This window comes from Saccharomonospora iraqiensis subsp. iraqiensis, from assembly GCF_000430445.1.
GTDB classification, from domain to species: Bacteria; Actinomycetota; Actinomycetes; order Mycobacteriales; family Pseudonocardiaceae; genus Saccharomonospora; species Saccharomonospora iraqiensis.
Window position 1 is genome coordinate 1 of sequence record NZ_KE387056.1, and the last position, 3,142, is coordinate 3,142.

Here is a 3,142-nt window from a genome sequence, read left to right on the forward strand (position 1 = left end):
CCGGGCGTGCATCCGGCCCGGGTCGTGGTGATCGGCGGCGGCGTCGTGGGGCGTGGCGCCGCGCGGGTGGCGCTGGGGCTGGGCGCCGACGTGGAGCTGCTGGACACCGACATCGCACGGCTGTGGCGGATCGACCAGGAGTTCGCGGGCCGGGTGCGCACGATCGCCTCCAGCGGTATGTCGCTGACCGAGTCGGTGTTGCAGGCCGACCTGGTGATCGGCGCCGTCCTCGTCCCGGGCGCGAAGGCCCCGAAGCTCGTCCCGCACGATCTGGTCGGCCGGATGCGGGAGGGCAGTGTCCTCGTGGACGTCTCCATCGACCAGGGCGGCTGTTTCGCCGACTCCCGGCCGACCACGCACGACGAACCGACCTACCGGGTCAACGACTCGGTCTTCTACTGCGTGACCAACATGCCCGGCGCGGTCCCGCGGACCTCGACCTACGGCCTGACCAACGCGACGCTGCCGTACGTGCTGCGCCTCGCGGACGAGGGCTGGCGGTCGGCGGCACGGGCGGACACCACGCTGGCGCGGGGGATCAACACGCACGCGGGTGGGCTCACCAACGAGGCGGTGGCCGTCGCGCACGACCTGGAGTTCGTCGGCTCCCCGCTCTGATCCCCGACACCGGCGGACCGGGGCGGGGAGGACGACGACGCCGGAGAGGAAAGAAGGGGCGGCCCGCTCAACCAGCCTGGGGGTCACCGGGAGCGGGCCGCCACCAACAACTCTAAGCAATAGCGAGGCGGTTCGCCGCCCGGGGGGCGCGAGTCGGCGAAGTTTCTTTCCCACGGGACAACAGCCGATCTGGTTAATTGTTCTCAAGAACGGCTCTGAACAGGAAAGATGCGACCTCGCCCAACCTTGGACGCCGAGAGTGACCTACGTCGCCCTCCGTTCGGGTGAGGAACCCGAAGCCCCCGGGACCGTCGTGACGGTCCGTACGGCAGGATGCCGCCCGATATGGGCAACCTGATCAGAGCGGAGTTCCGCAAGATCACCGGCTCCGGACTGTGGTGGGCGCTGATGGTCGCCGCCGTCGTGGTCTCGTCGCTCTCCGCCCACCGCTGGGGGTGGAACGTGGCGAACGGGTTCAGCCTCGCCCTCGGCACCTACGACACGGACCGACTCGCCCGCACGCTCGGCGTCCCGGCGGACACCCTGCCCATGGGCATGCTCGCGATCTCCCGGGGGGTCAACCTCGCCTGCTCCTCCCGATAATCTTCGGCATCTGTGCGCTCGCGGGCGAGTACACCCGGCGCACGATCACCACGACCTACCTCACCGCGCCCGGGCGTGGCGCCGTACTGACCGCGAAGACGGTCACCTGCACGGCCTGGGGCGGGCTCTACGGCCTCGTGCTCTTCGTCGCGACCGCCCTCGGTGCTCTGGTCGCGGTCGACCGGGCCCAACTGCCGTCCGCGGGCCAGTGGTTCGGTGTTCTGGGCACGACGGTCCTCGCGGCGGTCCTCGCCACCCTGTTCGGGGTCGGCGTCGGCGCGGTGTGGAACAGCGTCACCGGACCCGTCGTGACACTGATCATCTGGATGATCGTCGTCGAGAACCTTCTCATGCTCGGAATACTCGGTCCGTTGGACCTCTCATGGCTCGGTGGGGTCCTGCCGAACAACGCGCTCAACGGGATCGTGGGTGCCCTGGCCGCCGCATCGGTCGGGGCCGCGGGACCCTCCGCGGCCCACGGACTGAGCGAGAACCTCCGGTGGACACTGCAGTCCTTCGCGGGATCACCCGGCTCCTACGCCTGGTGGAGCGCGACGCTGGTGTTCCTCGCCTGGACACTGGCGTTCCTCGGGGCGGGCCGGGCCGCGAACCGCGGACGCGACATCACCTGACCCGGCGCCCGAGCACTCGCGAGTGGGCACGAACATCCCGTCGGTCGGCGGGATGTTCGTGCCCGGAGCCGGGACCTCGATCGTGACCTACACCACCCTCCGTTCGGGTGAGAAACCCGAAGCCCTCCCGTGATCGTCGTAACGGTCCGTACGGCAGGATGACACCGGCCAAGGCACGATCACGAGGAGACGAGGGCAGCATGCACGACGGCAGCGGCCGCATCGCGGTGCAGAACCTCACCAAGCAGTTCGGCGCCCTCACCGCGGTGCAGAACCTCAGCTTCGCCGTGGAGCCGGGAAGCGTCACGGGGTTCCTCGGGCCGAACGGCTCCGGCAAGACCACCACGCTGCGGATGATCCTCGGGCTCGTCGAGCCGACCGCGGGCGTGGCCACCATCAACGGCCGACGACACCACGAACTCGGCAGCCCCGGGCGGGTGGTCGGCGCCGTGCTGGACAACGGCGGTTTCCACCCGAAGCACACCGCCCGCACCCACCTGCGGGTGTACGCCGCCGCCGTCGGGGTGCCCGACCAACGCGCCGACGAGGTGCTCGGACTCACCGGCCTCGCGCCCGCGGCCAACCGGCGCACCGGTGACTTCTCCCTCGGCATGCGCCAGCGGCTCTCCCTCGCGACGGCGTTGCTCGGCGACCCCCAGGTGCTGGTGCTCGACGAACCGTCGAACGGGCTCGACCCGGAGGGCATCGCGTGGCTGCGGCAGTTCCTGCGCTCCTACGCCGCGCAGGGCCGCACCGTGCTGGTGTCGAGCCATCTGCTCTCCGAGGTCGAGCAGATGATCGACCAGGTCGTCATCGTCAGCGCCGGGTCGACCCGGTACTACGGCCCGTTGGAGCAGCTGCGCCAGAGCGGCCGCTCGCGGGTGCTCGTCCAGCCCGCCGACGCCTCGGCCCTGGTCACCGCCCTGCAGGAGGCGGGGGTCACCGGCCTCGAACCCACCCGGGACGGGCGGGTCGCGGTGTCCGGGTCGAGCGTGCAGCAGATCGCCGACCTCGCCGCACAGGCCGGTGTCGCCGTCTACGGGATCCAGGAGGAGACCGCCGATCTGGAACAGCTCTTCTTCCAGCTGACCAGTCCGCAGTACGCCGCCCCCGTCCCGGGGCACCCTCCGCAGTTCGCACAGCAACCGTTCCAGCAGCCGCAGCAGCCGGGGCCGCACCAGCCCGTACCCCCGCAACCCGTGCCGCAGCAGGGTGGCTGGGGACCACCCCCGGGCGGGCCGTACGCCGCCGGGCAACCGATGCCACCGCAGCCGCAGGCCCCGCAGCAG

General features: G+C 71.0%; 2 protein-coding genes and 1 pseudogene. All 3 read left to right on the plus strand.

Annotated elements, in window-relative coordinates:
- A partial coding sequence (locus ACTIR_RS0104020; protein WP_026453306.1) for an alanine dehydrogenase occupies nt 1-618 on the plus strand: 618 nt, incomplete at its 5' end.
- Between the two features lie 345 nt (nt 619-963).
- Nucleotides 964-1,853 (plus strand): annotated as a pseudogene (locus ACTIR_RS21610) (ABC transporter permease).
- Nucleotides 1,854-2,053: 200 nt separating this feature from the next.
- Nucleotides 2,054-3,142: ABC transporter ATP-binding protein (locus ACTIR_RS25165; RefSeq protein WP_233345816.1), on the plus strand; the 1,089-nt coding region annotated here is incomplete at its 3' end.